Consider the following 24,646-nt stretch of genomic DNA (forward strand, 5'->3'; position numbering starts at 1 on the left):
TAAGGAGGGAAAATTGTGGCTAAAAAATCAATGATTGCGAAACAAAAGCGTCCACAAAAGTTTAAAGTACGTGAATATACTCGTTGTGAACGCTGTGGCCGCCCACATTCAGTAATTCGCAAATTTAAACTATGCCGTATATGTTTCCGTGAACTTGCCTATAAAGGCCAAATTCCAGGCGTCAAAAAAGCAAGCTGGTAAACCCGATTTGGGAAGGAGGTAATGTAGTAATGGTTATGACAGATCCAATCGCAGATATGCTGACCCGCGTCCGTAACGCCAATATGGTGCGGCATGAAAAATTAGAGCTTCCGGCTTCTAAAATCAAACAGGAGATTGCTGATATCCTTAAGCGTGAGGGCTTTGTTCGTGATTACGAGTTCGTTGAAGACAATAAGCAAGGTATCCTTCGTATTTTCCTAAAATACGGTGCTAAAGATGAACGAGTGATTACCGGCCTCAAACGGATAAGTAAACCAGGTCTGCGTGTTTACGCAAAAGCTGATGAGGTACCTCGTGTACTTAATGGCCTTGGTGTCGCAATCGTATCAACATCAAACGGAGTATTGACAGACAAAGAAGCACGCACACAGGCTGTCGGTGGAGAAGTGCTTGCATATGTCTGGTAACATTGACTTTTAAGACAGGAGGTGTATGGAATGTCTCGTATAGGACTGAAACCACTCGAAATCCCAGAGGGTGTCGAAGTGAATCTTGATGGAAACACTGTTACAGTAAAAGGCCCCAAAGGTGAATTAACAAGAAATATTCACTCGGACATGAAAGTTGTTATTAACGATAATGTACTAACTGTTGAACGTCCAAGTGAGCACAAAGAACACCGTGCATTGCATGGTACGACTCGCAGCCTGATCGCCAATATGGTTGCTGGTGTTCACCAAGGCTTTGAGAAGGCGTTGGAGATCAATGGTGTCGGTTATCGTGCTCAAAAACAGGGCGATAAGATAATTGTCAACGCTGGGTATTCACACCCGGTTGAAGTTGAGCCAGTGGAAGGCATTGAAGTTGATGTGCCGCAAAACACAAGAGTTGTTATCAAAGGCATTGACAAGGAACTCGTTGGCGCTGTTGCCGCAAAAATCAGAGCGATCCGACCGCCTGAACCATATAAAGGCAAAGGTATTCGCTATGAAGGCGAATATGTACGCCAAAAAGAAGGTAAAACTGCTAAGTAAGGTTAGTTAGGGAGCAGAAAGGAGTGACCCGGATGATCACAAAACCTGACAAAAACGATTTGCGCAAAAAGAGGCATGCGCGTGTCCGAAAGAATGTTTCTGGTACAGATGAGCGCCCTCGTCTTAATGTGTACCGTTCAAATAAGCATATTTATGCACAGTTGATTGATGATACTGCAGGCATCACAGTAGCAAGTGCTTCCACTAATGATAACAATCTGAATCTGGAAGCTACTAGCAACGTTGAAGCGGCTAAAGAAGTAGGTAAATTGGTTGCTAAACGTGCTCAGGATAAAGGCTATCACTCTGTAGTTTTTGACCGTGGTGGATACCTTTATCATGGTCGTGTAAAAGCATTGGCTGATGCTGCCCGTGAAACTGGGCTTGAATTTTAATCGTGTAATAAAGGAGGGACATGAATGAATACTAGCATCGATCCAAACAAATTAGATCTTGAAGAGCGTGTTGTTACGATAAACCGTGTAGCAAAAGTAGTAAAAGGTGGACGTAACTTCCGTTTTGCAGCACTTGTTGTTGTTGGAGATAAAAATGGTCATGTAGGCTTTGGAACAGGAAAAGCTAAAGAAGTTCCGGAAGCAATTAAAAAAGCAGTAGATGATGCCAAAAAGAATCTAATTGAGGTGCCAATCGTCGGTACAACTATTCCACACCAGATTCATGGAATATATGGGTCCGGTAATGTGTTAATGAAACCAGCTGCGGAAGGTACGGGAGTTATCTCAGGTGGTCCAGTGCGTGCGATTCTGGAGCTTGCAGGTGTAGGTGATATCTTGACAAAATCACTCGGTTCCAACACACCTATTAATATGATTCGCGCAACGCTCAATGGTTTATCAAATCTAAAAACAGCAGAAAATGTAGCTAAACTTCGCGGTAAATCTGTAGAAGAACTGTTAGGGTAAGGAGGGAGAAGCTATGTCCAAACAATTAGAAATTACCCTCATGCGCAGTGTTATTGGCCGGACGGAAGCACAGCGCCAGACGGTCAATTCCTTAGGTCTGAAGAAAATCCGCCAATCCGTGGTACGTGAAGATACACCAGCCGTACGTGGTATGATTGATAAAGTATCTCACTTAGTAACTGTTAAAGAAGTTTAAAATCATAAGCGTAAGAGGAGGTGCACATATGAAACTTCATGAATTAAAGTCATCAGAAGGAGCTCGTAAAAGGCGAAACCGCGTCGGACGAGGAATGTCCTCCGGTAACGGAAAGACCTCCGGCAGAGGCCATAAAGGGCAAAAAGCGCGGGAAGGAAGCAGCACCCGTCCTGGCTTCGAGGGTGGTCAAATGCCTTTGTTCCAGCGTCTGCCTAAACGTGGTTTCACGAATATCCACCGTAAGGAATTCGCGATTGTAAACCTAGATGCTTTAAATCGTTTTGAAGAGGGCACAGAGATTACACCTGAGCTGTTACTTGAAGAAGGTGTCGTCAGCAAACCGAAATCTGGCATTAAAGTGCTTGGAAAAGGTAATGTTGAAAAGCAATTCACTGTAAAAGCTCATAAGTTCTCTGCTTCAGCGAAAGAAGCAATCGAGGCAGCGGGCGGTAAAACAGAGGTGGTTTAATGTTCCGTACAATCTCCAACTTTATGCGCATTGGTGATATCAGACGGAAAATCATATTCACATTGCTGATGCTGATTGTTTTCCGCCTTGGTACATTTATTCCGGTGCCGTATACGGATAAAGAAGCTATCGACTTCATGAATCAGCAGAATGTTTTCGGCTTTTTGAACACATTCGGTGGTGGAGCATTAAAGAACTTTTCCATTTTTGCGATGGGAATTATGCCTTATATTACCGCTTCGATCATCATGCAGCTGTTACAGATGGATGTTGTGCCAAAGTTTACGGAGTGGAAGAAGCAAGGAGAAATGGGACGTAAAAAGTTGGCTCAGATCACTCGCTACGGTACTGTAGCGTTGGCATTTGTTCAAGCAATTGCCATGTCTATTGGTTTCAACGCAATGGCAGGTGGGATGTTGATTAGCAATCCAAGTATATGGAAGTTTCTTATCATCGCCATCGTATTGACAAGTGGAACAACCTTTTTGATGTGGCTTGGTGAACAGATCACAGCAAATGGAGTTGGAAACGGGATTTCCATTTTGATTTTTGCCGGTATTGTGGCAGCTGTTCCAAATGGCGTGAACCAGTTGTATAGTCAGTATTTCGTTGATGCAGGTGATGAATTATTTATTAATATAGTAATTGTTGCGCTAATAGCATTAGTAGTGGTGGCAGTTACTGTAGGGGTAATTTTCATTCAACAGGCTTTGCGTAAAATACCGATTCAATACGCCAAAAAACTTGTTAACCGTTCACCTGTGGGTGGTCACTCGACACATTTGCCATTGAAAGTGAATGCCGCTGGAGTTATTCCGGTTATCTTCTCCATTGCATTTATTGTTGCGCCACGAACGGTTGCCGGCCTTTTTGAGGGTAATGATATTGCTGCAACCGTAGAATCTATTTTTGATTACACGCAGCCAATTGGTATGGTCATTTATATTGCCTTGATCATCGCGTTTACGTATTTTTACACATTTGTTCAAGTCAATCCTGAGCAGATGGCAGAGAACCTGCAGAAACAAGGTGGATATATACCGGGGATACGCCCTGGCAAGAACACGGAGACTTATCTTACACGTGTCATGTATCGCTTAACATTTGTTGGTTCCATTTTCTTGGCTGCTGTTGCTGTATTGCCAATCGTTTTGGGCGGGCTTGCTAATTTGCCGCAAGCCGTACGAATTGGTGGCACAAGCTTATTGATTGTTGTAGGTGTTGCTCTGCAGACAATGAAACAACTGGAAAGCCAACTAGTGAAGCGGCATTACAAAGGTTTCATTAAGTGATGCTGCAAATGAGAGCGAGGGGAAATTGATGAATTTAATACTGATGGGTTTGCCCGGTGCTGGAAAAGGTACACAGGCAGAAAAGATAAACGAACGGTATAACATCCCTCATATTTCAACAGGAGATATGTTCCGCTTAGCGATTAAAGAAGGAACGGAATTAGGTCAGAAGGCGAAAGCATATATGGATCAAGGTGAACTTGTTCCTGATGACGTAACAATAGGAATTGTCAAAGAGCGTTTGCAGAAAGATGACTGTAAAGATGGTTTCTTGCTGGATGGTTTTCCTAGAACGATTGCACAAGCGGAAGGATTGGAATCTCTGTTATCGGATATGAAGGAATCCATTGACTATGTGTTGCATGTTAGCGTTCCGGAAGAAAAACTGATAGAGCGACTCACAGGCCGCAGAATCTGTCCGGAATGCGGTACAACTTATCATGTCATCTACAACCCTCCTGAACAGGAAGGCCTGTGTGACAAGGATGGTTCCCAATTAATACAGCGTGAAGATGATCAGGCTGAAACAGTCAAGAACCGTCTGAAAGTAAACATGGAACAGGCGAAACCGTTACTGGACTATTATGAGGCAAAAGGATATCTTGTAGGCATTAACGGTGACCAGGATATCAATCAAGTATTCAGCGATATTCAAGCAGCGATAGAAAAGAGATAAGTATTTCTGCCGGTTTCCAGCATATGTTGGATATGTTTTACGATAGACGTTATAATGAATCCTGTAGTATAGACAGCGATAATTATACCGCTATTGCCGGATAGTTTATCATAATAAAACCTAAACGAAGGTGATCGTTGTTGAACGAAGATGGTTCGATTCCGCGAATAGGTCAAGTTGTTCGTATTGTGCAAGGACGTGAGGCAGGTCAATATGCGGTAGTATTGAAACTGATTGATGACCGTTTTGTCTTGCTGGCAGACGGAGAAAAACGCAAATATGATCGGCCAAAGAAAAAGAATTTGTATCATATTGAAGCAATGGATTATATTTCTCCGGAAGTCCAAAACAGCCTTCTAGAAACCGGTCGTGTCACAAATGGTAAATTGCGATTTGCCATAACGAAATTTATCAATGAAGTGACTGATTTGAAGAAGGGAGACAAGCACGATGGCTAAAGACGATGTTATTGAAGTGGAAGGTACCGTAACAGAAACATTGCCAAATGCGATGTTTAATGTGGAACTTGAAAACGGTCATACGGTGTTAGCCCATGTTTCTGGGAAAATCCGTATGCATTTCATCCGCATCTTACCTGGTGATAAGGTAACGGTAGAACTTTCACCGTATGATTTAACTAAAGGACGAATTACGTACCGTTATAAATAGGCGACATGAGCTCCGTTATTAAAGGAGGTAAAGCTGATGAAAGTAAGAGCATCTGTAAAGCCGATTTGCGAAAAATGTAAGATTATTAAACGAAAAGGCAAAGTAATGGTGATTTGCGATAATCCGAAACACAAACAGAAACAAGGCTAAATAATAAGGAGGTGCAAAACTTATGGCACGTATTGCAGGTATTGATATTCCACGTGATAAACGTGTTGTCATTTCACTGACATATATTCACGGAGTCGGTAAAAGTACTGCACAGGAAATCCTGAAAGAAGCAGGTGTATCCGAAAACACACGCGTTCGTGACCTGACAGAAGATGAACTGTCGAGCATTCGTCAAGTAATCGGTGACTACACTGTTGAGGGTGATCTTCGCCGTGAAACATCGCTGAATATAAAACGTCTCATCGAAATTGGTTCCTACAGAGGCGTTAGACATCGCCGTGGGTTGCCATTGCGCGGGCAGAAAACGAAAAATAATTCCCGTACACGCAAAGGACCACGCCGTACGATGGCCAATAAGAAAAAGTAACGTAAAGGAGGTTTATAATTATGGCTCGCAAACCAACTACACGCAAACGTCGTGTGAAAAAGAATATTGACACTGGTGTAGCACATATCCGTTCGACATTCAATAATACCATTGTAACGATTACGGATATCAAAGGTAATTCTATCGGATGGAGTTCTGCCGGTGCACTAGGCTTTAAAGGTTCCCGTAAATCAACCCCATTTGCTGCACAGATGGCTGCAGAAACAGCTGCAAAAACGGCAGTAGAAAATGGCATGAAGTCACTGGAAGTAACCGTTAAAGGTCAGGTGCAGGCCGTGAAGCTGCAATCCGTTCATTACAGGCAGCCGGATTGGAAGTTACAGCAATTCGTGATGTAACACCCGTTCCCCATAATGGCTGCCGCCCGCCAAAACGTCGTCGTGTATAATTATACCGTATAGAATTTGTCACACTGTCTATAATGGGTTATGATAGCTAAAAGTGTATCGTCGGGAATTTATTTTCTTGATTAATCCTAGTACTGCAAGACAGAGACAAACATGTACGAAAAGTCTTTAGCGCAGAAACGCCAACTGCCTATTTGGGGAATTTCGGTTAGGCAATGTCACCTGTCTAACCGGGGTTTCGACGTTTTAAAGGAGGGTTTTATAGAATGATCGAAATAGAAAAACCGGGTATAGAAACGGTAGAGATCGCCGATGATGCTACATTTGGGAAGTTCGTCGCCGAACCGCTTGAACGTGGATATGGTACTACTCTAGGAAACTCCTTGCGTCGTATCCTGCTATCCTCACTTCCGGGTGCTGCTGTTACATCGGTTCAGATTGATGGCGCTCAGCATGAATTTTCCACTGTTCATGGAGTTGTGGAAGATGTGACATCGATTATTTTGAACTTGAAAAAGCTTGCACTGAAAATATACTCTGATGATGAAAAAACATTAGAGATTGATGTGCAGGGTGAAGGGAAAGTTACGGCTGCAGACTTAACTTACGACAGTGATGTAGAAGTGTTGAATCCTGATCTGCATATCGCAACGATCAACGGTAATGAATCGCTGCATATGAAAATTACAGCGGAACGTGGCCGCGGTTATCGCCCGGCTGAGGCAAACAAATATGACGAACAGCCAATTGGTGTCATCCCAGTAGATTCTATATTTACGCCGGTATCACGCGTAACCTATCAGGTCGAGAACACCCGTGTAGGGCAAGTAACAAACTATGATAAACTGACGCTGGATGTATGGACGGATGGAAGCATTCGCCCTGAAGAAGCCGTCTCTTTAGGTGCGAAGGTCTTCAACGAACATTTAAACATCTTTATCGGACTGACTGATGAAGCACAAAAGGCAGAAATCATGGTTGAGAAAGAAGAAGACCAAAAAGAAAAAGTCATGGAAATGACAATAGAAGAACTTGATTTGTCCGTAAGATCCTACAACTGTCTGAAACGCGCCGGAATAAATACGGTTCAGGAACTTGCGAATAAATCTGAAGAAGACATGATGAAAGTCCGCAACCTAGGTCGTAAATCACTGGAAGAAGTAAAAGTGAAATTGACCGATTTAGGCTTGGGTTTACGTGATGATGACTGATTAGCATAAGACATCTTAAGACTTTCAGTGATAAGGAGGGATACCATGGCCAGAAAATTAGGTCGCACAACAGATCATCGGATGGCAATGCTGCGCAATCTAGCATCTGATTTAATCATCCATGAACGTATTGAAACAACGGAAGCTAGAGCAAAAGATTTAAGGTCAGCCGTGGAAAAAATGATTACACTTGGTAAGCGCGGTGATCTTCATGCACGTCGTCAGGCAGCAGCTTTTCTGTATGATCAGGAAGCAAATGAAGACGAAAAGGTTATTCAAAAACTTTTTAATGACGTCGCTGCACGCTATGAAGACAGACAGGGCGGCTATACACGAGTGCTTAAGCTAGGTCCTCGTCAAGGTGATGGAGCTAAGATGGCAATCATCGAACTAGTTTAATGAAGCTGTACGCTAAGGGCAGGACAGAATCTCTTCCAAGAGGTGAATCCAAGCCCTTTTTTTGTAGGGACATATGGGAAATACCTGTCCCACTAGAGGGCATTGATCATCGGGGTAGAGGAGGCGTGGCAATATGCGAAAAAGATTAGTTGAGTTTAGAAATGTATCGTTCAGGTACGGAGATGAGCAGCCTTGGGTACTGAAGAACTGTTCGTTTGTCATTTATGAAAATGAGTCAGTTGCCATCATCGGCCATAATGGGTCGGGAAAGTCAACCATTGCGAAACTGATGAATGGTCTGCTTTTTCCACAAGAAGGGGAAATTATCATTAATGGACAGCATGTGAATAATGAGACGGTTTGGGAAGTTCGCAAAGATGTTGGTATGGTCTTTCAAAATCCAGACAACCAATTTGTTGGGACAACCGTTCAGGATGATGTGGCTTTTGGCATGGAAAATCGGGGCATTCCACGTGCTGAAATGGCAAAACGGATAGATGATACTTTAATAGCTGTTGGTATGCAGCAACACCGAATGACCGAGCCACATAAATTATCCGGCGGACAAAAACAACGAGTGGCCATTGCTGGCGTTTTGGCTATTTTTCCTAGTGTTCTTATCATGGATGAAGCCACCGCAATGCTTGATCCCAAGGGTCGAAAAGAGATCATGCAAACAGTTTCAGATGTGCAAAAAGAGCGCCATCTTTCCCTAATCACGATTACCCATGACTTGGAGGAAGTCGTGCAAACAGAGCGTGTCATCGTGATGAATGAGGGAGAAGTTTGGGACGAGTCAACACCGAGGGGGATTTTTGCCAAGAAAGAGAAACTGCAGCGCATTGGTCTGGACGTTCCATTTGTTGCGACCCTGTCTGATGAACTTCGTAAAGCAGGTGTCCCGATTGAGAATGAACCACTAAACCACGACGAACTGCTGGAGGAACTATGGATATTACATTCAACCATGTGAGCTACATTTATCAAGCGAATACCCCTTTTGCCCATAAGGCAGTTGACAATTTATCCTTTCATATCCCATCAGGTTCATTCACAGCAGTCATCGGGCATACAGGTTCAGGTAAGTCAACGCTGATTCAGCATTTAAACGGTTTAATCCGTCCTAGTCAGGGAGAAGTAACAATCGGTTCTTACCGACTGACGCATAGTGAAAAGCCAAGTCACATGAAAGAATTGCGCAGCCGCGTAGGTGTTGTATTTCAATATCCTGAACATCAACTGTTTGAGGAAACGGTCAAAAAGGATATTGCATTCGGACCGGAAAATTTCGGTGTACAAAAAGATGAAATTGAGAAACGAATCCGCGCGATCACACCGGGAGTAGGGCTCTCGGATGAGTTACTGGAGCGCTCACCGTTTGACTTGAGTGGCGGACAAATGCGTCGGGTGGCAATCGCCGGTGTACTAGCAACAAAACCGGAAGTACTCGTATTGGATGAGCCGACAGCAGGACTTGACCCACGCGGGCAACGAGAGATGATGGATATGTTCTATGACCTGCACAAGCAACAGGGACTGACAACCATCCTTGTAACCCATAGTATGGAAGATGCCGTTAAATATGCCGACCAGGTGATTATTTTAAATAAGGGCAGCAAATATATGGAAGGAAGTCCGGTAGATGTGCTGACAAAGAAAGAGGCGCTCTACCAAGTCGGGCTTGATGTACCGGAAATGGTGCAATTTTTGAACGCATTTGCAGCGAAGTTCGGTGAAAACATACCATTCAACCGCCAGTCAGTTACTGCTATTGCTGGCGAAATCATAAAAAGTCTGAAGGGGGATGACCGGAATGAGTAATGGATTGATTATCGGTCAGTATGTTCCCGGTAAATCCCTTGTTCACCGGCTTGACCCCCGGACGAAAATTACGGTCATTTTCTTTTTTGTGTTTATTGTATTTCTTGCTAATTCGGTTATAAGTTATGGTTTACTGACGATTTTTGCATTAACAAGTATGTTTGTAACAAGCATTCCTATTCGGTTTATTTTAAAAGGGTTGACACCGGTATGGTTTTTAATTGTGTTTACGTTCATTTTGCACCTTATTGTCACCAATGAAGGAACCGTTCTTATAGATGTTCTTGGGTTTAAGATTTATTCTGGCGCACTTATACAAGGTTTTGCAATCTCTATGCGGTTTTTTCTCCTGATTCTAGTCACTTCTCTGCTGACACTGACAACGACACCGATTGAAATAACGGACGCAATCGAGGATATGCTGCACCCCTTGAAAAAGTTGCGCTTCCCGGTTCATGAGCTGGCTTTGATGATGTCGATTTCACTGCGGTTTATTCCAACGCTCATGCAGGAAACGGAAAAAATATCAAAGGCACAGGCGTCGCGCGGTGTCGACTTCCGTACCGGTCCAATTAAAGAACGGATCAAAGCGGTAGTTCCGCTGTTGGTTCCACTGTTTGTCAGTGCGTTTAAACGGGCGGAAGAGTTGGCAATGGCGATGGAAGCTCGCGGATATCAGGGCGGAGAAGGAAGAACGAAACTGCGAGAATTGAAATTGGAGAAAAAGGACTTTATTATATTTGTCTTATTTATCGCAGTTGTCGTCGCGTTATTTGCAACAAGGAATTAGAACAAAGGTGCTTGCGTCTTTGTTCTAAAAGTCTTCCCAAAGTTTATACTTTCTGATGCTACTAGGAAAAGGGGCTGGAACGAACATGACGAAAATTCTTTGTGAAATCAGCTATGATGGAACACGCTTCTCAGGCTATCAAATACAGCCCCGGGTCCGAACGGTTCAAGGTGAACTAGAGAAGGCTCTAATGAAAATTCATAAGGGAACACACATTGAAATCCATGGCTCGGGTCGTACCGATAAAGGGGTTCATGCCAAGGCACAGATGGCTCACTTTGAATCCCCGTACAACTTGACACCAACTGAATGGAAACGAGCCATTAACTCATTGATGCCTTCTGATATACATGTGAATGAGACAGCGGAAGTACCGGATGCCTTTCATGCCCGATTTGACGTGATAGAAAAAGAATATCGCTATTATATATACAATGAACGGGAGAAAGATGTGTTTAAACAAAACTATGTATACCAGTTTCCCTTTGCTTTAGATATCAGAGCGATGCAGCAGGCCGGAAAACAATTTGTCGGCTCGCATGATTTCACCACGTTTTCCTCTGCTAAAGCAGCGGTAAAAGGGAGTAAAGTCCGGACGTTATATGAGGTATCCTGCCACCGGGATGGAAGTCAGATTGAGATTGTTTTGCGGGGGGATGGATTCTTATATAATATGGTCCGAATTATAGCCGGCACGCTTTTAGAAGTCGGTCGCAGCAAAATGGAACCCGGTGACATAGACTGTCTGTTTGCCAAGAAAGACCGGCAGCTGGCAGGCGATACACTACCGCCACAAGGTTTGTATTTGTGGAATGTAAGATATAATGAAAAAATAATAGGAGATAAGATGAATACAGTATTACCCAGGTAATAACATGTTGCTTTCATGGATAATATGTCTTTTAAAAGACTGCGTTCAAACCTTGACTTTTATGCAGTTCTGGTATATCATGATTTGTGGCATTTTATTTTGAACCACGATTAGCCCCGGAAACTAATTGTGATGAAATATAAAAACGTACGACTGAAACAAATGTTTACAATGGAGGGAAACGACCATGCGGACAACTTTCATGGCGAATGAACAAACACTCGAACGCAAATGGCTTGTTGTGGATGCTGAAGGCAAGCGTCTCGGCCGTTTGGCAAGTGAAGTTGCTTCTATCCTGCGCGGAAAGCATAAGCCAACTTATACACCACACGCTGACACTGGTGACCATGTCATCATTATTAATGCAGAAAAAATTGAATTGACCGGTAAAAAATTGACGGATAAAATGTATTACCGTCACTCTAACCATCCAGGCGGATTAAAGGCACGTTCAGCAAACGTAATGCGTACAAGCTACCCTGAGAGGATGCTGGAGACAACGATTAAAGGCATGCTTCCAAAAGGTCCATTGGGTCGTAGAATGGGCAAAAAATTGCACGTATACAGAGGTTCTGAACATAAACATCAAGCACAACAACCGGAAGCTTACGAACTTCGCGGATAATTAAGAGGAGGTAAAATAAATGGCACAAGTACAATATTACGGCACTGGCCGTCGTAAGAAATCAACTGCACGTGTGCGCCTGGTTCCTGGGAATGGTCGGGTTGTCATTAACAAACGTGATGCAGATGATTATTTTCCATATGAAACACAACGTCTTATTTTAAAACAGCCTTTAGCAGCTACAGAAACAGAAGGTACGTATGATGTCTTGGTAAATGTTAACGGTGGCGGCTTCACCGGCCAAGCTGGAGCGATTCGCCATGGCGTTGCCCGTGCCCTTCTGCAAGCGGACCCGGAATACCGTGCAACATTGAAGCGAGAAGGTTACCTTACACGTGATGCACGTGCGACAGAACGTAAGAAATACGGTCTTAGAGGCGCTCGTCGTTCACCACAGTTCTCGAAGCGTTAATGTTAATATGATTGTTTACGAAACTCTCTTTTCATTATTTCGAAAAGAGAGTTTTTTAATGGTTTCCTACTAAAAACGTATCTGAAAACTATTTTCTTTTCGTGAATTTGCCTGTATCATAAAATTAGCTGAAAATATAACGGAAAGGAGATGCATAAACAATGATTAAACAATTATCCACAACCAAAGATGCTGATGCCATTTTTGCGCTGTCACAATTTGCTTTTCAGTATACGCTATCAGCAGAAGCATTTGAACATAAGAAACAAGAAGCCGAACGGCACATCATTTGGGGGTGGATGTCAGATGATGAATTAGCGGCAAAAGTGCATCTCATTCCACTATCCTGCTATATTAATGGTAAACCATTTGCCATGGGAGGTGTTAGTTCAGTTGCGACGTGGCCGGAATATCGTAGGCAAGGATTGGTAAGAAAGTTACTGCACCACGCATTAACCTATATGCGTCAAAATGGGCAGACATTGTCTTTTCTCCACCCATTTTCGTATGCCTTCTACAGGAAATATGGCTGGGAGCATGCCTTCTCACAAAAGCAGTATAGTCTCCCTGTAACAAGCTTGAAACGGAAGTGGGACACAACCGGTTGCGTGCGTCGTATTGATTGGGATATCCATCTCTTACACGACATTTATACAGAATATGCTAAGTGTTTTAACGGAACGCTCGTCCGAGATGCGAAATGGTGGGAGGAGCGGGTGCTGCAGGATAATTGGCATAAGGCAGTTGCTTATAGTGCAGATGGGACGGCTGAAGGATACATACTTTATAAAGCAACAGATAAGAAATTAATAGTGCATGAAATGGTATACAACACCCTGAATGCGCGTATGTTGCTACTTCAATTTATTGCTAACCACGATTCCATGGCGGAAACGGTGGAAATGATTGTTCCCGAAAATGATAACCTGGCACTGCTGTTAGACGAACCAAGTTTTGAGCAAAAGATTAGCCCTTATTTTATGGCGCGGATTATTGATGTTTCCGCCTTTTTAAAGCATTATCCATTTCAGCAAGGCAGACAGGTGTCAATTGCATTACATATTGACGATGAGTTTCTCCCGGAAAACGATGGCGTGTATCAGTTAAGGCAAACTGGCTCGGAAATAAATGTGACTCGCTTACAATCGGATACGCAAAGTCAAAAGGCTATTTATTGCAATGTACAGTACCTTACCTCTATGATGCTTGGTTTTAAACGTCCGAATGAACTGTATGATGCAGGCCTTATTCATGGGGAACAAGATGCTGTTAAGCAGCTGGATATCATAATTCCTGGGCGGCAGACCTTTTTTCCGGACTTCTTTTAACCAACTTGTGCCTTTTCCAGCTAAGGAACAACACAGTAAAGATACATAGAGACAGACAAAACGAATGACGTACTAGGGGAAGGATAAATGTGACGTACAACGTAAAGTTAATAAAGTTTTTCTTTGCAATGGATGATAACCTGATCAGAGTGAAAAAGGCGGAAACAGTTAAAGGATTGTGGTGGAAAGGCTTGTTGTTAATTTTACTCAGTATGGGTATCTATCTTTGGATGGCAGTTTTGGGAGTGGGGACAAGCTATATTTCTGAAGATGCAGTAGCGCTAGGATCACTTGGATATGAAGTGGGCAAGCTCTGGTTCATTATAGGTAGGATTGGTTTTGCGGTCCTATTTGCATTCCTAATACTATTTATTCCATCAATAATTTTTAACCTCATTACAAAAATTGAATACCGTAAATTAATCATTATGCAGCAGGTCGTCCTCGCTGTAATGCTGGTGGAGCGGCTTATGTGGATACCACTGGCTGTTTATGCTGGCTTGGATTGGTTCACATCACCATTGTCGTTCGGTATCATTGCTTCGTATGCATTCGATATTCCGTGGGTTATCTTCTTTTTTGGTGCTATCTCGGCTTTCCAGCTGTGGATTATTTGGTTTCAGGTTAATTTCCTGACCTATTTGTCGCCGGTAAGAAAGGGCTGGGTCTGGGCCGGTGTCGTGTTAATGCATATGCTATTTTGGGCTGGTACTGCTACCATTGCTAGTATGGATCAACATTTCATAAGTGGGTGGTTTGCATGAATCGAGGAAAGCTGTTCCTGGCCTTTACAGGAATTCTAATCGTTGTGAATAGTCTTTTCATCTTTTTTGATGAAGAGGGGAAAGTTTCACGTTTATCCTATGTGGAAGACTGGTCGCAAATTACTAAGAAGGACATGGTGGAAAAAACGAACACATCTGGTGTACTGACTGCTAAAAATGTAAACCATATCTACTTTGGTAAAGATAGCGGTCGTTTTCAGAAGTTTTTGGTGGAGGAAGGCACGGCTGTAAGTGTAGGTGATCCACTGTATAAGTACCATGTTGATAATTATGCAGCATTACACGCGGATTTGGAACGGAAGCGGCAGCAATTAACAAATGAAATACAAGCGATTGAGACAGCCATAACTTCTATAGCGAACTATCGGATTCCGGAGAAAGATATGACTGCTTTTGAAGGGGAAAAACGAACCAGTAAATCGCTAGAGACGGATTATTTAAAAGAGGAATACGTAACTGAAAAAGAGACTGAGCTTACGAATAAACAGGCACAACTAAAAAGTGTCCGGAAACAATTATCGGAATTGGAATCAACCGGGGAGACGCTGACGGTAATGAGTCCGTATCAAGGTGAAGTCACCTCCTTATCGGAATCATTGGATAATCCAGTCGTCACCATCCGTGGTACAGAATTGCAGGCAACAGGCCAGTTGACTGAGGCGCAGCGGATGCAGACTGCACCTGGCATGCCTGCAACAGTCACTATACGCGAAAATGGCACTGTTTTACGGGGGAAACTTGATGATATCGCTGAAGTTCCTGAATCAATCAGTCAGGAAGGAGCAAGTGCTTATCCTTTTAACGTGCTGTTTACTGAAGAGGCGGAAACAGAAGGGCTGTTTCCCGGTTATCATGTTAATCTGCAAATAACGACTGATGAATCACCAGGTGCTGCCGCTGTTAGTCAAGGACAACTGTTTGGAAAAAACATATGGAAGATGACACCTGAAGGGAAACTAGCAAGACAAACCGTGCATACAGGCATTTCTATGGATGACTTGATTGAAATAACAAGTGGGGCCTCTGTTGGTGAATGGATTGCGACAAAAGACCATGGTCAATTTCGTGAAGATACGGGTTTTATCACCCCGCTTAAAATGGGTGACATAGAATGGAAACAGTTAGGGAAATATGATAATGTAAATTGGAGACGGTATATTGTGACAGGGTTGCTGGCCAGATAATGTTTTAGAAGGGAAATAATGTGGTATTGTTTTTATCAATTGTTCATCGGCAGCAAGCACCAACTAATTTCTAAGGGCTGCTTTTCTGCCGGGATGAAACGGGTTATATCATGCTGAGAAGGGGGTACATACAGGATGGAACTCATTTATATAGGGATTTTCTTGTTCGCTGTGGCATTCGCTGTTGTTGCTATCTTTGCTTCGGTTGCATTAAAACGTGCCGCGAACACCATGGAAACCCTCGGTGAAACATTGAGTGATGTGGAAAAGAAAATGAACCACATTACGCCGGAGTTACAAAAAATGCTGGAAGAGACAGGCAGAACAGCAGATGATATAAATGATAAGGTCGCTGCTGCGGATGGCGTGTTTGACTCACTTAACCATATGGGAACGTCGATAAGTGCGTGTAATCAAATGTTACATTCGAAAACAACGAAGCTTCCTGCATTCATGTCACCACGATTCATGGACAGGCTTACAGATACCTTGAAGTGGGGGGAAGTGGCCAATCAGGTTTATCGTAAGTGGAAGAAAGATGGATTGAAGGAAAATGTTAATCCGAGCACAAGTAAAAAAATAACAAGAGATGAGGGATAATTATGAGTTTAACGGGAATAGGTGTAATCCTGATAGGGGCAGCATTTCTTGTAATCGCGGTGTATGCTGCCTGGACACTAAATAATTTAGCCAATTTGCTTCGTGGCATGGAAAAAACAGTGGAGAAGCTTCCTGACCAGCTTGATGATCTTTTTAGAGAAACCGGTACCGCGCTTAGTCAGACAAACCAGACCATTTCAGAAGTGAATGACAAGCTGCACACGCTGAGCCCGCTGTTTTACATGGTTCGTGATGTTGGGGAGGCTTCTAGAAAGTTAACCTCCCCACTGGCACGGTTTAGTGCATCCATGAGTAAGAAAATGGAACGGAATGAAAAGCAAGACTAATGAACTTGGGGTACCAGCCATCTTGTGGTTGGTACCCCGTTATTTATCCCGCATGATTGGAAGTCTTTGACAAAAGGTTTGTTTACTTTTTACGCTGCCATATGCAATAGCCTAACGCGGCAATGCCATATACCCACTCAAGATTGTATCGTTCCATGATACGGTTATCCGTTTTGGCACGCATTTCCTGATTAATCGCTGTTGCAGACGCCGACAGTTTTTTGATTGCACTACCAATGTCACCGGCAACCTGAATAGCGGGGTTAAGTTTGCTGAGCTGCCGATTCACGTCATTAATGGCAGCAGTCCCCGAACGAAGCGTGCTGCTTGCATCTTCCATGACAGAAGCAACCTGGCCGGGAAGTTCACCGGTTGTATCCTGCAGGCTAGAAAGTAGCTCTGTCAGTTTTCTCAGTGGCTTGATTAATAAGATAGCGACTGCAAGTGATGCCAGTCCGATAAGAAGAACCCCAATTCCTGCCCAGTCCATTTTATCAATCCCCTTTTTATATAATTTTTACGTTAGCCCTATTTTATCATAAACGGTCATCTTGTCCCATACAATGGTGTCAGCAGAAGGAATGATAAGGGGCGAAAGCTATGGAACGATTAAAGAAGATGCTGATGTGGGGAGCAGGTTTTATTATATTGGCATTATTGATCCAATATCCAATTGAAAAGACCAATTCTACATGGGAAACATGGTCACTTCCCTTATCCGGCAAGACGATTGTCATTGACCCCGGTCATGGTGGTGTGGACGGAGGGGCTGTTGGAAAAGATGACACACTTGAGAAAGATATAGCTCTTTCCGTCGCGAAGAAAACACGTGACTACTTGCAGCAATCCGGTGCCCTTGTTTACTTGACGAGGGAAACGGATAAAGATTTAGCAAAGGCTGAAACAAAAGGGCTATCACGCCGTAAAGCAGAAGATATTCGTAAACGGCTAAAGTTTATCCACGATAAGGAAGCGGATTTCTTTATCACGCTGCATTTGAATGCGCTGGGTACGGAAAAATGGCACGGAGCACAGACATTTTACTATCCAAATAAAGGTAAAAACAAACATTTGGCAGAAATGATTCAGGACGAAATCAAACGTAATCTCGAAAATACAACGCGAACATCGCTGGCGATCAATAACGTATATTTATTGAAAAATGCCGAAGTGCCTGGAGCCCTTGTTGAAATTGGATTCTTATCCAATCAAAAGGAACGTGAAAACTTAAAAAGTGATACGTACCAGGAGAAAATGGCCGGTAGTATTTACGAGGGTATGCTTCGGTATATTACAGAGGAGCCGGACGATGGATGAATGATGTTTTCTTTCACAATCCCCATGATTCAAATCACTTAGAAGTCTTGTTATTTGTGTTATACTAGCGTTGTGTGCGAATATGAAAATAAGTTGTGTATATACGCTAGAAAAGGATGTGATGAATCATGTTATCAAAAGAGGACGTAAGACAGTTGCTTAATCCTGTGAATGACCCATTTTTACATAAAACACTGGAAGAAACCGGTGGCGTAAAAGAAATTACCATTAAGGAAGAAAAGAAACATGTTAGTGTAAAAATTGGTATTGCTAAAACCAATACGGCTGAACAGATGCAGTTGCAGCAGGAGATTGTCGGTATTTTGAAGAAAAATGGGGCAACAACAGTCGGACTACGGTTTGAGCAGCTTCCTGATGAAGTCATTCAAAAGTATCAGCCAGCAGCGGAAGCCGAACAGGAAAAATCACTTTTGGGTGTTACAAAACAGCCTCATTTCATCGCGGTCGCAAGCGGAAAAGGTGGCGTCGGCAAATCAACAGTAACAGTTAATCTGGCTATGTCACTCATGCGACTTGGGAAAAAAGTCGGAATTATTGATGCGGATATATATGGATTCAGTATACCGGACATGATGGGGATTGAGAAAAGACCACAAGTACGTGGTGAAAAGATTATACCTGTTGAACGTTTCGGTGTACAAGTTATTTCCATGGGCTTCTTTGTAGAGGACAACTCCCCGATTATTTGGCGCGGTCCAATGCTTGGCAAAATGCTTAGCAGCTTTTTCAAAGAAGTGGAATGGGGCGATTTGGATTACTTGCTGCTTGACCTTCCACCTGGAACCGGAGATATCGCCATGGACGTCCATGAAATGATACCGAGCTGCAAGGAAGTGATTGTATCTACACCACATCCATCTGCAGCATTTGTAGCAGCACGGGCTGGACAGATGGCATTTAAAACGGAACATGACATTCTTGGTGTTATTGAGAACATGGCGTATTACGAGAGCAGGAAAACGGGAGAAAAAGAGTATGTATTCGGAAAAGGCGGCGGAGACAAGCTTGCTGAAGTACTGAAATCAAAAGTACTTGGTCGTCTGCCTTTACAGCAGCCATATGAGGATGAGGATGATTTTGCTCCATCCATTTACCAGGAAGATCATCCACTTGGGAAAGAGTATCATAAGATTGCATCAAAAATTGTGGCAAAAGTGGAGGAAGAGTAAAAAGAGGTGGCATATCGTCACCTCTTTCTTTATTGTTTAGGAAACTGTAGAAATAGCCCGCTGTGGACGAGGCTGATACATTTCCAGCAAATGTATCGTTCCGAGCGAAAATACTGAAGATGAGGGGGAAGCTGCGGTGATAACCTAGCATTATGCACCACCGCCACCCCCTGAGCCGCCGGAACCGCCGCCTTCAGAACCACCGTCTTTTGATTTCTGTCCTTGCTGTTTCGTTTTTTCTTCAGCGGCTTTAAGAAGAATTTTTGTTATCTTTTCCTGGAAAAGCGGTGACTCGAGTGTTTTTTGAATGGTTTCTTCCAAGTGTTTACTGAATTCTTGGCTTTTCATAACTGTCAGCATTTTGTCAGTCATTTGCGGATCTTTCAGGAGATCAATCATTTGCTGTTTAAATTTGGAGTCATTCATTAATTCCTTCATTAGCTTTTTATGCTGGTCAGTCATTGACTTTGCATACGTTTTAACAAACTTTGTATCCTCAAATAATTTTTTCCACATATCTGTTGCTTTATCAGAGGAAAGAAAGTCATTAATTGCCTTTTTGACTTCTTCCGAGTTGATGACAAGTTGTTGTTTGAGTTTTTCATCAGATAATATATCCTTAATTGCCTTTTTTCCGTCCTCTGTCTGTAATATATCAACGACCATTTTTTTCGTCGTATCGTAATCGGCCTTATCCCCACCGGTTTCCTGCCCGTTACAACCGGAGATAATCATACCGAGTGCCAGTAACAGGGTAACAAGAATGGTACGAAACATACTCAAGTCCTCCTTCCTCTCGTCTTTACTATGTGTACAAAGGTGAAAAATATGTATTTATAGAGGAAAAATAAGCATGTTCATGCTAAAATGTTGGTGGATGTTCAACATGATTTTAGGAGGAACATATTTTGAATAGTCGGAAATTGGCAGGATTGTTTTTTAAAACGTTAATGATTGGAGGCGTTGCGGGTTTAATCACAAGTTTTTTTGTAAAACCTGCACCCTATGCAAATAATTTAAACCCGTTTGATTTTTTCGAACTGATCGGGCTTGTTTTCTTTTTTCTCGGTCTTGGTTTTGTTTTTAGTGTCATCAGTCAGACAGGCTTTTTTGCTTATTTATTTATTAATCAGTTTGGATTGAGTCTGTTCCGTACATTCTGGCCAACCATACAGGTACTTTTGATTGCATTTGTGTTGTTTGACTTGGTTTATTTCCCGTATTCCAGCATGGATGGTGATATATCTGTTTTATGGTTTATTCTGATGGCGGCGGCAATTTTGGCGTATGGCTGGGTTGTTTCATCCATAAAAGCCCGTGCGACAAATCGACGAGCATTCATCCCGGCGCTGTTTTTAATGGTTGTTATGACTACTGTAGAGTGGGTTCCGGGCTTGAATGCAAACGGAACAGTCTATGCATGGTTGATGATCATCCCTCTTCTTGTCTGTAATACGTATCAGCTGCTTGTTTTGCATAAGTTAACTGGAACTGGCGATTCAACAACTGGCACCAAGCAAAAATCGGGCGAAGCAGCTTCAAAAAACGTAAAACATAACGTAAAACCCCAATCCTAGAAAAAAGGCATTGGGGTTTGGTTCCGATATAAATTTAAGCGATACAATGTTTACCGGCAAAGTTAAGCCACATCCGGATTCAGTGTCTTTATTCGTCTACTTTGCGGGCTTTGATTCGGCGTGTGCCTGATTAATCAGCTCAGAAATCGATACAAATTGAAAACCTTTGTTTTTTAAACCCTGCAAAATGGTATCCAGCGCTTTAGCAGTCTGTTTAACAGAATCGGACGCGTGTAGCAGAATTATATCGCCATTGGATGTTTGTTCCATCACCGTGTTAATGATTTGCTGTGAACCTGGGTTTTTCCAGTCATTTGGGTTGACGTTCCAATGCGTAACAGTGTATCCCTGCTTTTCAGCTAATTCTATAATTTCTTTGTTAAAGTGGCCGCTTGGTGGACGCAACAGCTCCATGTCTTCATACCCGAGTTTATCGAACACATCTTTAGCTTGTACTAAATCTTTTCGGACTTCATCAATTTCCTGTTTCAAATAACTTTTATAACGGTAACCGAGCATTCCCAATTCATGTTCTTGTTCGGTTATCTTTTCCACAATGTCGGGATGGCGCTCAGCCCACTCACCACTCACGAAAAACGTAGCTTGTACCTGTTTCTCCTTCAGTTTCTTCAAGATGTCATGAACTTTCTCCTCTCCCCAGCTAATATTGAAGGTTAAAGCGATTTCGGGCTCATTTTCATTCCCTTTAGTCAAAGCCAATGGATCATTTTCAGACAAAACTGAGAACGTCCCATCACGCTGAAACCATAGAAAAGAAGCAGTAAATAATGCAAATAGGATGACTGCAACATAACGTTTCCATTTTTTGAGCCGTATCGAATAAAAGTGCTTCATCGTATCATTCCCCTCAACAGTCCTTAGTTCATTCTATGTACAAGTTCAGTCAATATGAACAAGCTACGGTTTTTTATTTTGGATTCTTGCCGGGTGATTGCGATCTTCTGGATAATGACTGGGTAATAAAAGAATAAAAACATGGTGTTTATGGGAATAGTGACATTAAAAAATGAAATAAATGTATTTAGGGATTTCTTGTGTATAGATATGGAACAACATAAACATACTATGATAACTAATCCGGAAGCTTACTTTCATTGTTTAATGGATCAGAACAAAGACGCACGCGCCCTTGCAGGATAAGAACGCGACGGTGTCCGGGCGCCTGCACTAGCGCGTCCCGTGCGTCGAAGCCAGACGTGGCTTAAACTTGCAAGTAAAATTTATATTGCTAAATTTTATAGTTTCTTATCTTTTTAAAAAGGAAAAAGCAAAAGAGACATTATTTGATTGAAGGTTAGGTGTTACTTACTATGTTGGGATTCTTAATAAATGATGAAGAACAGAAGGAAATGGAATATTTAATAAAACGTGAACTTGAGGAGTTACTTATGGACATGCAAGATTCCCGTATAGAAGCTATGGTAAAAGAAACGATGAAAGAAAGATATCAGACGATGTTTAATTTATACCGTCGTGTAGCGAGTAAACAGGAGTACATCAAATACATACCAAAACATACAGGCAATCAGTAAAGTTGGTAAGCTTTTAGGAGTAAGTGAGCTACTGTTAATATAAGTTCACTAGTTCACAACGCAAATAAATTCGTGGCATTACACCAAATCAAAAGTAATATTCTAGTTGATTTCATTATTTTATATAGAAGACTTATCATGATTCAACTTTTTTCGACGTTTTTTTCGGTTTAACCATTGAACTTACTCGATAGTTATGCTATATTATTATTTGTTGTCAGTTAAACAACTTTTATTTATTAGGATATACAAGTTCGCACTGAATCGACACGCTGAATAACTGCTGATAAAAAAGTTGAAAAAGACGTTGACATTCAGTTGCAACCATGATATATTATAACTCGTCGCGAAAACGACATAAAAGAATTGCTCCTTGAAAACTGAACAAAACAGCCAGTATGACAGAAAGATGTCAAAGGTAAGAGGTCAGATTTTAAATCATTTGATTTAATGAAGACTTCAATCCCTTGAATCAATTTTTAAGCTAAGATATGAAGGCTGATTGGCGTCAGTCTTATCACAAACTTTTTTGAGAGTTTGATCTTGGCTCAGGACGAACGCTGGCGGCGTGCCTAATACATGCAAGTCGAGCGCGGGAAGCAGGCAATTGCCCTTCGGGGCATGCGCCTGTGGAACGAGCGGCGGACGGGTGAGTAACACGTGGGCAACCTACCTATAAGATCGGGATAACTCGCGGAAACGTGAGCTAATACCGGATGATGCTTTTTCTCGCATGGGAGAAAGCTAAAAGGCGGCTTTTAGCTGCCACTTACAGATGGGCCCGCGGCGCATTAGTTAGTTGGTGAGGTAAAAGCTCACCAAGGCGACGATGCGTAGCCGACCTGAGAGGGTGATCGGCCACACTGGGACTGAGACACGGCCCAGACTCCTACGGGAGGCAGCAGTAGGGAATCTTCCGCAATGGACGAAAGTCTGACGGAGCAACGCCGCGTGAGTGATGAAGGTCTTCGGATCGTAAAACTCTGTTGTCAGGGAAGAACAAGCATTGTTCGAATAGGGCGATGCCTTGACGGTACCTGACCAGAAAGCCCCGGCTAACTACGTGCCAGCAGCCGCGGTAATACGTAGGGGGCAAGCGTTGTCCGGAATTATTGGGCGTAAAGCGCGCGCAGGCGGTCTTTTAAGTCTGATGTGAAATCTCGTGGCTTAACCGCGAGCGGTCATTGGAAACTGGGAGGCTTGAGTGCAGAAGAGGAGAGTGAAATTCCACGTGTAGCGGTGAAATGCGTAGAGATGTGGAGGAACACCAGTGGCGAAGGCGACTCTCTGGTCTGTAACTGACGCTGAGGCGCGAAAGCGTGGGTAGCGAACAGGATTAGATACCCTGGTAGTCCACGCCGTAAACGTTGAGTGCTAGGTGTTAGGGGGTTTCCGCCCCTTTGTGCTGAAGTTAACGCATTAAGCACTCCGCCTGGGGAGTACGGCCGCAAGGCTGAAACTCAAAAGAATTGACGGGGGCCCGCACAAGCGGTGGAGCATGTGGTTTAATTCGAAGCAACGCGAAGAACCTTACCAGGTCTTGACATCCTCTGACAGCGGTAGAGATACCGTGTTCCCTTCGGGGACAGAGTGACAGGTGGTGCATGGTTGTCGTCAGCTCGTGTCGTGAGATGTTGGGTTAAGTCCCGTAACGAGCGCAACCCTTGATCTTAGTTGCCAGCATTCAGTTGGGCACTCTAAGGTGACTGCCGGTGACAAACCGGAGGAAGGCGGGGATGACGTCAAATCATCATGCCCCTTATGACCTGGGCTACACACGTGCTACAATGGATGGAACAAAGGGAAGCGAATCCGTGAGGTGAAGCAAATCCCATAAAACCATTCTCAGTTCGGATTGCAGGCTGCAACTCGCCTGTATGAAGCCGGAATCGCTAGTAATCGCGGATCAGCATGCCGCGGTGAATACGTTCCCGGGCCTTGTACACACCGCCCGTCACACCACGAGAGTTGGCAACACCCGAAGTCGGTGAGGTAACCATTTGGAGCCAGCCGCCGAAGGTGGGGCCAATGATTGGGGTGAAGTCGTAACAAGGTAGCCGTATCGGAAGGTGCGGCTGGATCACCTCCTTTCTAAGGAATATAATAAACGGAAGCTTTTTGTCATCGATATACTATCGGTAGGCAATTGAAGTCAGATTATAAAAGTCATACTCGGTTGTTTGGTTCAGTTTTGAGGGAGTAATTTCTTCAAAATCGGATGGGCCTGTAGCTCAGTTGGTTAGAGCGCACGCCTGATAAGCGTGAGGTCGGTGGTTCGAGTCCACCCAGGCCCACCATCCTCAATAAAC

General features: G+C 43.1%; 33 protein-coding genes, 1 tRNA gene, 1 rRNA gene and 1 pseudogene. 33 read left to right on the top strand and 3 right to left on the bottom strand.

Features of this window, described 5'->3' with window-relative positions:
- The first annotated feature begins 15 nt into the window (after positions 1-15).
- The 27 genes and pseudogenes from FFL34_RS09850 (at position 16) to FFL34_RS09980 (ending at position 16,700) form a co-directional block, all read left to right on the top strand.
- Complete coding sequence (locus FFL34_RS09850) at positions 16-201, top strand: type Z 30S ribosomal protein S14 (protein ID WP_077324032.1); 186 nt, start codon at positions 16-18, stop codon at positions 199-201.
- Between the two features lie 29 nt (positions 202-230).
- Positions 231-629: a 30S ribosomal protein S8 gene (gene rpsH, locus FFL34_RS09855; RefSeq protein ID WP_138603301.1), complete on the top strand. Its 399-nt coding sequence runs from the start codon at positions 231-233 to the stop codon at positions 627-629.
- A gap of 30 nt (positions 630-659) precedes the next feature.
- Positions 660-1,196 carry a 50S ribosomal protein L6 gene (gene rplF / locus FFL34_RS09860; RefSeq protein WP_138603302.1) on the top strand — a complete coding sequence of 179 codons (537 nt, stop codon included), beginning with the start codon at positions 660-662 and terminating at the stop codon, positions 1,194-1,196.
- A 32-nt stretch (positions 1,197-1,228) separates the two neighbouring features.
- On the top strand, positions 1,229-1,591 hold the full coding sequence (gene rplR, locus FFL34_RS09865) for a 50S ribosomal protein L18 (RefSeq protein WP_138603303.1): 363 nt from the start codon (positions 1,229-1,231) through the stop codon (positions 1,589-1,591).
- Positions 1,592-1,615: 24 nt separating this feature from the next.
- On the top strand, positions 1,616-2,119 hold the full coding sequence (gene rpsE / locus FFL34_RS09870) for a 30S ribosomal protein S5 (protein ID WP_138603304.1): 504 nt from the start codon (positions 1,616-1,618) through the stop codon (positions 2,117-2,119).
- Positions 2,120-2,132: 13 nt separating this feature from the next.
- Complete coding sequence (gene rpmD, locus FFL34_RS09875) at positions 2,133-2,315, top strand: 50S ribosomal protein L30 (RefSeq protein WP_138603305.1); 183 nt, start codon at positions 2,133-2,135, stop codon at positions 2,313-2,315.
- Between the two features lie 28 nt (positions 2,316-2,343).
- Positions 2,344-2,784, top strand: a complete 441-nt coding sequence (gene rplO / locus FFL34_RS09880; protein ID WP_138603306.1) for a 50S ribosomal protein L15 — start codon at positions 2,344-2,346, stop codon at positions 2,782-2,784.
- Entirely contained in the window at positions 2,784-4,076 is a 1,293-nt protein-coding gene (gene secY / locus FFL34_RS09885) for a preprotein translocase subunit SecY (protein ID WP_138603307.1), read from the top strand. Before rplO ends, secY begins: the two co-directional genes overlap by 1 nt.
- Positions 4,077-4,104: 28 nt before the next feature.
- The gene (locus tag FFL34_RS09890; protein WP_138603308.1) at positions 4,105-4,752 is read left to right on the top strand and encodes an adenylate kinase; all 648 of its coding nucleotides are present in this window, start codon (positions 4,105-4,107) and stop codon (positions 4,750-4,752) included.
- 140 nt (positions 4,753-4,892) lie between these two features.
- Complete coding sequence (locus FFL34_RS09895; protein ID WP_138603309.1) at positions 4,893-5,210, top strand: KOW domain-containing RNA-binding protein; 318 nt, start codon at positions 4,893-4,895, stop codon at positions 5,208-5,210.
- The gene (gene infA, locus FFL34_RS09900) at positions 5,203-5,421 is read left to right on the top strand and encodes a translation initiation factor IF-1 (protein ID WP_010529010.1); all 219 of its coding nucleotides are present in this window, start codon (positions 5,203-5,205) and stop codon (positions 5,419-5,421) included. The genes FFL34_RS09895 and infA overlap by 8 nt, the downstream gene beginning before the upstream one ends.
- A gap of 36 nt (positions 5,422-5,457) precedes the next feature.
- The gene (gene rpmJ / locus FFL34_RS09905) at positions 5,458-5,571 is read left to right on the top strand and encodes a 50S ribosomal protein L36 (RefSeq protein ID WP_138603310.1); all 114 of its coding nucleotides are present in this window, start codon (positions 5,458-5,460) and stop codon (positions 5,569-5,571) included.
- 22 nt (positions 5,572-5,593) lie between these two features.
- Positions 5,594-5,959: a 30S ribosomal protein S13 gene (rpsM, locus tag FFL34_RS09910; protein ID WP_138603311.1), complete on the top strand. Its 366-nt coding sequence runs from the start codon at positions 5,594-5,596 to the stop codon at positions 5,957-5,959.
- Between the two features lie 20 nt (positions 5,960-5,979).
- Positions 5,980-6,368, top strand: a pseudogene (gene rpsK, locus FFL34_RS09915) (30S ribosomal protein S11).
- A 225-nt stretch (positions 6,369-6,593) separates the two neighbouring features.
- Positions 6,594-7,538 (top strand): DNA-directed RNA polymerase subunit alpha, encoded by a 945-nt coding sequence (locus tag FFL34_RS09920; RefSeq protein WP_138603312.1) that lies wholly within the window; start codon positions 6,594-6,596, stop codon positions 7,536-7,538.
- A gap of 45 nt (positions 7,539-7,583) precedes the next feature.
- Positions 7,584-7,937 carry a 50S ribosomal protein L17 gene (rplQ, locus tag FFL34_RS09925; RefSeq protein ID WP_138603313.1) on the top strand — a complete coding sequence of 118 codons (354 nt, stop codon included), beginning with the start codon at positions 7,584-7,586 and terminating at the stop codon, positions 7,935-7,937.
- 133 nt (positions 7,938-8,070) lie between these two features.
- Positions 8,071-8,910, top strand: coding sequence for an energy-coupling factor ABC transporter ATP-binding protein (locus tag FFL34_RS09930; RefSeq protein WP_138603314.1), 840 nt, complete (start codon positions 8,071-8,073; stop codon positions 8,908-8,910).
- A complete protein-coding gene (locus FFL34_RS09935) occupies positions 8,886-9,758 on the top strand; it encodes an energy-coupling factor ABC transporter ATP-binding protein (RefSeq protein WP_138603315.1) in 873 nt (290 codons plus the stop codon). The genes FFL34_RS09930 and FFL34_RS09935 overlap by 25 nt, the downstream gene beginning before the upstream one ends.
- Complete coding sequence (locus tag FFL34_RS09940) at positions 9,751-10,548, top strand: energy-coupling factor transporter transmembrane component T family protein (protein WP_138603316.1); 798 nt, start codon at positions 9,751-9,753, stop codon at positions 10,546-10,548. The genes FFL34_RS09935 and FFL34_RS09940 overlap by 8 nt, the downstream gene beginning before the upstream one ends.
- Positions 10,549-10,633: 85 nt before the next feature.
- A complete protein-coding gene (gene truA, locus FFL34_RS09945) occupies positions 10,634-11,419 on the top strand; it encodes a tRNA pseudouridine(38-40) synthase TruA (RefSeq protein ID WP_138603317.1) in 786 nt (261 codons plus the stop codon).
- Positions 11,420-11,606: 187 nt separating this feature from the next.
- On the top strand, positions 11,607-12,044 hold the full coding sequence (gene rplM / locus FFL34_RS09950) for a 50S ribosomal protein L13 (RefSeq protein ID WP_138603318.1): 438 nt from the start codon (positions 11,607-11,609) through the stop codon (positions 12,042-12,044).
- Between the two features lie 19 nt (positions 12,045-12,063).
- On the top strand, positions 12,064-12,456 hold the full coding sequence (rpsI, locus tag FFL34_RS09955; RefSeq protein WP_138603319.1) for a 30S ribosomal protein S9: 393 nt from the start codon (positions 12,064-12,066) through the stop codon (positions 12,454-12,456).
- 161 nt (positions 12,457-12,617) lie between these two features.
- The gene (locus FFL34_RS09960; RefSeq protein ID WP_138603320.1) at positions 12,618-13,784 is read left to right on the top strand and encodes a GNAT family N-acetyltransferase; all 1,167 of its coding nucleotides are present in this window, start codon (positions 12,618-12,620) and stop codon (positions 13,782-13,784) included.
- An 89-nt stretch (positions 13,785-13,873) separates the two neighbouring features.
- On the top strand, positions 13,874-14,548 hold the full coding sequence (locus FFL34_RS09965; protein ID WP_138603321.1) for a hypothetical protein: 675 nt from the start codon (positions 13,874-13,876) through the stop codon (positions 14,546-14,548).
- Positions 14,545-15,753: an efflux RND transporter periplasmic adaptor subunit gene (locus FFL34_RS09970; RefSeq protein ID WP_138603322.1), complete on the top strand. Its 1,209-nt coding sequence runs from the start codon at positions 14,545-14,547 to the stop codon at positions 15,751-15,753. Before FFL34_RS09965 ends, FFL34_RS09970 begins: the two co-directional genes overlap by 4 nt.
- A gap of 135 nt (positions 15,754-15,888) precedes the next feature.
- Positions 15,889-16,353, top strand: a complete 465-nt coding sequence (locus FFL34_RS09975) for a DUF948 domain-containing protein (RefSeq protein ID WP_138603323.1) — start codon at positions 15,889-15,891, stop codon at positions 16,351-16,353.
- 2 nt (positions 16,354-16,355) lie between these two features.
- Positions 16,356-16,700, top strand: coding sequence for a DUF948 domain-containing protein (locus FFL34_RS09980; protein ID WP_138603324.1), 345 nt, complete (start codon positions 16,356-16,358; stop codon positions 16,698-16,700).
- Between the two features lie 82 nt (positions 16,701-16,782).
- Here FFL34_RS09980 and FFL34_RS09985 read toward each other — a convergent pair whose 3' ends face one another.
- Positions 16,783-17,190: a DUF948 domain-containing protein gene (locus FFL34_RS09985; RefSeq protein WP_138603325.1), complete on the bottom strand. Its 408-nt coding sequence runs from the start codon at positions 17,188-17,190 to the stop codon at positions 16,783-16,785.
- Between the two features lie 110 nt (positions 17,191-17,300).
- Between FFL34_RS09985 and cwlD the strand changes: the two genes are divergently transcribed.
- The gene (gene cwlD, locus FFL34_RS09990; RefSeq protein ID WP_138603326.1) at positions 17,301-18,017 is read left to right on the top strand and encodes an N-acetylmuramoyl-L-alanine amidase CwlD; all 717 of its coding nucleotides are present in this window, start codon (positions 17,301-17,303) and stop codon (positions 18,015-18,017) included.
- Between the two features lie 128 nt (positions 18,018-18,145).
- Positions 18,146-19,207, top strand: coding sequence for an Mrp/NBP35 family ATP-binding protein (locus FFL34_RS09995; RefSeq protein WP_138603327.1), 1,062 nt, complete (start codon positions 18,146-18,148; stop codon positions 19,205-19,207).
- A 150-nt stretch (positions 19,208-19,357) separates the two neighbouring features.
- On the opposite strand, the gene gerD is transcribed toward FFL34_RS09995, so the two are convergent.
- Positions 19,358-19,984 (bottom strand): spore germination lipoprotein GerD, encoded by a 627-nt coding sequence (gene gerD / locus FFL34_RS10000; protein ID WP_138603328.1) that lies wholly within the window; start codon positions 19,982-19,984, stop codon positions 19,358-19,360.
- Positions 19,985-20,115: 131 nt separating this feature from the next.
- On the opposite strand from gerD, the gene FFL34_RS10005 reads away from it, so the two are divergent.
- The gene (locus FFL34_RS10005; RefSeq protein ID WP_138603329.1) at positions 20,116-20,784 is read left to right on the top strand and encodes a KinB-signaling pathway activation protein; all 669 of its coding nucleotides are present in this window, start codon (positions 20,116-20,118) and stop codon (positions 20,782-20,784) included.
- Between the two features lie 96 nt (positions 20,785-20,880).
- On the opposite strand, the gene pdaB is transcribed toward FFL34_RS10005, so the two are convergent.
- On the bottom strand, positions 20,881-21,639 hold the full coding sequence (pdaB, locus tag FFL34_RS10010; RefSeq protein WP_138603330.1) for a polysaccharide deacetylase family sporulation protein PdaB: 759 nt from the start codon (positions 21,637-21,639) through the stop codon (positions 20,881-20,883).
- Between the two features lie 476 nt (positions 21,640-22,115).
- On the opposite strand from pdaB, the gene FFL34_RS10015 reads away from it, so the two are divergent.
- The 3 genes from FFL34_RS10015 (at position 22,116) to FFL34_RS10025 (ending at position 24,634) form a co-directional block, all read left to right on the top strand.
- Entirely contained in the window at positions 22,116-22,337 is a 222-nt protein-coding gene (locus FFL34_RS10015) for an AidA/PixA family protein (protein WP_138603331.1), read from the top strand.
- Positions 22,338-22,862: 525 nt separating this feature from the next.
- Positions 22,863-24,428 (top strand): 16S ribosomal RNA (locus FFL34_RS10020).
- 129 nt (positions 24,429-24,557) lie between these two features.
- Positions 24,558-24,634: transfer RNA gene (locus tag FFL34_RS10025), tRNA-Ile, on the top strand.
- Positions 24,635-24,646: the final 12 nt, after the last annotated feature.

The organism is Lentibacillus cibarius (assembly GCF_005887555.1).
Classification (GTDB): domain Bacteria; phylum Bacillota; class Bacilli; order Bacillales; family Amphibacillaceae; genus Lentibacillus; species Lentibacillus cibarius.

Excerpts from the sequence above, each read along its gene's own strand:
- rpsH (WP_138603301.1), top strand. The coding sequence starts at position 231 with ATGGTTATGACAGATCCAATCGCAGATATGCTGACCCGCGTCCGTAAC.
- rplF (WP_138603302.1), top strand. The coding sequence starts at position 660 with ATGTCTCGTATAGGACTGAAACCACTCGAAATCCCAGAGGGTGTCGAA.
- rplR (WP_138603303.1), top strand. The coding sequence starts at position 1,229 with ATGATCACAAAACCTGACAAAAACGATTTGCGCAAAAAGAGGCATGCG.
- rpsE (WP_138603304.1), top strand. The coding sequence starts at position 1,616 with ATGAATACTAGCATCGATCCAAACAAATTAGATCTTGAAGAGCGTGTT.
- rpmD (WP_138603305.1), top strand. The coding sequence starts at position 2,133 with ATGTCCAAACAATTAGAAATTACCCTCATGCGCAGTGTTATTGGCCGG.
- rplO (WP_138603306.1), top strand. The coding sequence starts at position 2,344 with ATGAAACTTCATGAATTAAAGTCATCAGAAGGAGCTCGTAAAAGGCGA.
- secY (WP_138603307.1), top strand. The coding sequence starts at position 2,784 with ATGTTCCGTACAATCTCCAACTTTATGCGCATTGGTGATATCAGACGG.
- FFL34_RS09890 (WP_138603308.1), top strand. The coding sequence starts at position 4,105 with ATGAATTTAATACTGATGGGTTTGCCCGGTGCTGGAAAAGGTACACAG.
- infA (WP_010529010.1), top strand. The coding sequence starts at position 5,203 with ATGGCTAAAGACGATGTTATTGAAGTGGAAGGTACCGTAACAGAAACA.
- rpmJ (WP_138603310.1), top strand. The coding sequence starts at position 5,458 with ATGAAAGTAAGAGCATCTGTAAAGCCGATTTGCGAAAAATGTAAGATT.
- rpsM (WP_138603311.1), top strand. The coding sequence starts at position 5,594 with ATGGCACGTATTGCAGGTATTGATATTCCACGTGATAAACGTGTTGTC.
- FFL34_RS09920 (WP_138603312.1), top strand. The coding sequence starts at position 6,594 with ATGATCGAAATAGAAAAACCGGGTATAGAAACGGTAGAGATCGCCGAT.
- rplQ (WP_138603313.1), top strand. The coding sequence starts at position 7,584 with ATGGCCAGAAAATTAGGTCGCACAACAGATCATCGGATGGCAATGCTG.
- FFL34_RS09930 (WP_138603314.1), top strand. The coding sequence starts at position 8,071 with ATGCGAAAAAGATTAGTTGAGTTTAGAAATGTATCGTTCAGGTACGGA.
- FFL34_RS09935 (WP_138603315.1), top strand. The coding sequence starts at position 8,886 with ATGGATATTACATTCAACCATGTGAGCTACATTTATCAAGCGAATACC.
- FFL34_RS09940 (WP_138603316.1), top strand. The coding sequence starts at position 9,751 with ATGAGTAATGGATTGATTATCGGTCAGTATGTTCCCGGTAAATCCCTT.
- truA (WP_138603317.1), top strand. The coding sequence starts at position 10,634 with ATGACGAAAATTCTTTGTGAAATCAGCTATGATGGAACACGCTTCTCA.
- rplM (WP_138603318.1), top strand. The coding sequence starts at position 11,607 with ATGCGGACAACTTTCATGGCGAATGAACAAACACTCGAACGCAAATGG.
- rpsI (WP_138603319.1), top strand. The coding sequence starts at position 12,064 with ATGGCACAAGTACAATATTACGGCACTGGCCGTCGTAAGAAATCAACT.
- FFL34_RS09960 (WP_138603320.1), top strand. The coding sequence starts at position 12,618 with ATGATTAAACAATTATCCACAACCAAAGATGCTGATGCCATTTTTGCG.
- FFL34_RS09970 (WP_138603322.1), top strand. The coding sequence starts at position 14,545 with ATGAATCGAGGAAAGCTGTTCCTGGCCTTTACAGGAATTCTAATCGTT.
- FFL34_RS09975 (WP_138603323.1), top strand. The coding sequence starts at position 15,889 with ATGGAACTCATTTATATAGGGATTTTCTTGTTCGCTGTGGCATTCGCT.
- FFL34_RS09980 (WP_138603324.1), top strand. The coding sequence starts at position 16,356 with ATGAGTTTAACGGGAATAGGTGTAATCCTGATAGGGGCAGCATTTCTT.
- FFL34_RS09985 (WP_138603325.1), bottom strand. The coding sequence starts at position 17,190 with ATGGACTGGGCAGGAATTGGGGTTCTTCTTATCGGACTGGCATCACTT.
- cwlD (WP_138603326.1), top strand. The coding sequence starts at position 17,301 with ATGGAACGATTAAAGAAGATGCTGATGTGGGGAGCAGGTTTTATTATA.
- FFL34_RS09995 (WP_138603327.1), top strand. The coding sequence starts at position 18,146 with ATGTTATCAAAAGAGGACGTAAGACAGTTGCTTAATCCTGTGAATGAC.
- gerD (WP_138603328.1), bottom strand. The coding sequence starts at position 19,984 with ATGTTTCGTACCATTCTTGTTACCCTGTTACTGGCACTCGGTATGATT.
- pdaB (WP_138603330.1), bottom strand. The coding sequence starts at position 21,639 with ATGAAGCACTTTTATTCGATACGGCTCAAAAAATGGAAACGTTATGTT.
- FFL34_RS10015 (WP_138603331.1), top strand. The coding sequence starts at position 22,116 with ATGTTGGGATTCTTAATAAATGATGAAGAACAGAAGGAAATGGAATAT.